We start from the raw sequence: 1944 nt of genomic DNA on the forward strand, positions 1-1944 counted from the left end.
AGCGCGCGCCGGTCGCACCCAGGCCGGCGCATCCGCCGAGCGCGAGGGCACTGCCTGCCGACGCAAGTCCGCCGAGGAAAGCGCGGCGCGAAACAGAATGACGGGAAGCACGTGGTGGAAGATGTCGGACGATCACACGGAACCCCAGGGAACTTGCCCACCGTAACGCCGCCCCGCCTATCCTCTGAATGACAATGGGGGCGAGAAGACGGCGGAGCTGCGTCACCGTTGGTCCAAGTCACGGCGTCCGAACGCGCGCCTGATCAATCGATGATTTCGATCGCATGGAATGTGCACCAATCGCGCAAGGCCCGCTTTCTCGCCTCATTCTCGTAAGCATGCCAGCGATCGATCGCTCCTCGTCGGGCCGAGATACCAGCGCCGGTCATCGCGTGGGCCCATCGAAGGCACTCGTCGGCCAAAACATCCAATTCGCTGTCAACCTCTCTCGTCAAAAATATTCTCCTTTACCGAAGTTCGGATTTATCGTATGTGTCGGCCATCCCAACCCACCAAAGGGGCGGTCGTACGTCGTTTCGAACGCGGGCTGGGAGTTGCGATGGACGCGGGCGGCGTTAAAGGCGGAGCTTGCGTGTGCAGGGCGAGATGATCTCGTGAGCACGCGCGGCCCGCAAAGACGAACGGCGCCCCTGCGTACGGCGAAAACCGCGTGGTCCTGGCCGTCGTTGCTACGGTCAAGCCTTTCGCGGAGATGCAAGCGAGTCCAACCGGGCAGACTGCATCATCCAGTTCGCGGGGCGAGGGAGGCCAGAGGAAAGTTCGGCTCCCGGGAGAGCACGGCATAGGCCGTCAAACCATCGCGCAGGGAAGGCCGGGTTTCGGCTGCCCTGTGCATTGCGTGTGCATCTGTTCAGCACGGGGGTCTTTACGGGTGCCAGCCGGCGCCCGGCCTTCCCTGCGCCCTTTCTTTCCGAGAGGGCGAGGAAAAAGCACAACTCGGGCAAACGATGCCGCGAGGCCGCGAACGCGTGTCGATCTGCCCGCAAGAATTTCGGAGAACATCATATCTGCTCACAGCGTCTCGAGCACCTGGCGCGACGGGGCCATCGGCAGCCAGAACGGGATGCGCCGCTTGGCGAGCCAGTAGGGCCGCCACAGCAACATCCAGCTTCCGCTGTCGAGCGGCGCCGTACCCCAGTCGAATTGCCCGATGTCGATCTGCGACAGATCATGCTTGTGCAGCCATTGGCGAGCGACCCACCACAATTCGCGCGAGACCTCGACGTTGTCGGGACCTTTGAGCTCGACGAGGTTCGGCAGCGGATCGCGATAGCGGCGGGCTATGCGCAACGTCGCGAGTCGCTCGCCGTCTTTCCGGATGCTCCAGAGCCGGGCCTGATTGTGTGCGAGGCTGTTGCCAAAGGTTCTGAGGCAATTCCGCATCGCTTTCGCCTCTTCGATGATGGCAGCAATCGAATCCAGCGGCATGAACTCGTAGCCCACCATCCGGCCCGGCCGCAGCCACATGTCGGCGATCGCTTTGCGGCCGAGATTGGCATGCAAGGCGACAATCGTCAGCCAATCGCTTGCGGCCGCACGTGCGGCATCGATGCGCATGTCCGGTGTCCACGGCCTTTCGATCAGGTCATGCCCCAGCGTCGCGGGCTGAGAGGAAAACCAGGCCCAGAGGCAGATCGAACGCAGCCGCGCAGTCTTCACCCGCTCCGGCTCGCGGATGAACTCGCGTGCGATCCATACGGCCACCGGCTCATGCGCGAGTTCGGCGGCGTCGGCCACGAGCTGAAGCCATGTCGGCGTCAGCTTGGGAGAGCGCGGAAGGTGGTTCGCGATCTGCCGGCGAAACAGCTCACCATCGGGCAATCGGGGGATCGGACCTGCAAAGGCTTCCGGCGGTAGCTTGCGCAGCCACAGTGGAACGCCGGCGGCAGCCGCCGCCTCCGCGAGCGGGCGGCCATCGATCAC

Annotated in this window: 1 protein-coding gene; it reads right to left on the reverse strand. The window is 63.9% G+C overall.

From position 1 onward, the window contains the following. Nucleotides 1-1032 precede the first annotated feature (1032 nt). Nucleotides 1033-1758, reverse strand: a complete 726-nt coding sequence (locus MOV74_RS37065) for a PcfJ domain-containing protein (RefSeq protein WP_246932345.1) — start codon at nt 1756-1758, stop codon at nt 1033-1035. Nucleotides 1759-1944: the final 186 nt, after the last annotated feature.

Origin of the sequence: Bradyrhizobium sp. SHOUNA76 (assembly GCF_023006445.1) — a bacterium.
Classification (GTDB): domain Bacteria; phylum Pseudomonadota; class Alphaproteobacteria; order Rhizobiales; family Xanthobacteraceae; genus Bradyrhizobium.